Source organism: Fructilactobacillus fructivorans (assembly GCF_000814735.1).
Lineage (GTDB): Bacteria > Bacillota > Bacilli > Lactobacillales > Lactobacillaceae > Fructilactobacillus > Fructilactobacillus fructivorans.
The window spans coordinates 1-348 of record NZ_JOJZ01000023.1 but is presented as its reverse complement, the minus strand read 5'-3'; the positions used below and the strand labels follow the sequence as shown (position 1 = coordinate 348).

The 348-nt window shown below is 48.0% G+C and carries 4 tRNA genes; all 4 read left to right on the top strand.

The features are described 5' to 3' along the window. The first annotated feature begins 3 nt into the window (after positions 1-3). The 4 genes from LfDm3_RS05745 to LfDm3_RS05730 all read left to right on the top strand — a co-directional run bounded on the left by LfDm3_RS05745 (position 4) and on the right by LfDm3_RS05730 (position 346). Positions 4-76 (top strand) — tRNA-Asn (locus LfDm3_RS05745). Between the two features lie 6 nt (positions 77-82). Next, positions 83-174, top strand: a tRNA-Ser gene (locus LfDm3_RS05740). Between the two features lie 18 nt (positions 175-192). Continuing rightward, positions 193-265: transfer RNA gene (locus LfDm3_RS05735), tRNA-Glu, on the top strand. An 8-nt stretch (positions 266-273) separates the two neighbouring features. Next, positions 274-346 (top strand) — tRNA-Val (locus tag LfDm3_RS05730). Positions 347-348 lie beyond the last annotated feature (2 nt).

The window sequence follows — 348 nt, the reverse complement described above, 5'->3', positions numbered from 1 at the left end:
TATTCCGGCATAGCTCAGTTGGTAGAGCACCTGACTGTTAATCAGGTTGTCGACGGTTCGAGCCCGCCTGCCGGAGTACTATGGAGAGTTGTCCGAGCTGGCCGATGGAGCATCATTGGAAATGATGTAAACGGATTAAAGTCTGTTTCGAGGGTTCGAATCCCTCACTCTCCGTATATTTTTTTATAATATGACCCGTTGGTCAAGTGGTTTAAGACACTGCCCTTTCACGGCAGTAACATGAGTTCGAATCTCGTACGGGTCATTTATTTTGGAGGATTAGCTCAGCTGGGAGAGCATCTGCCTTACAAGCAGGAGGTCACAGGTTCGATCCCTGTATCCTCCATA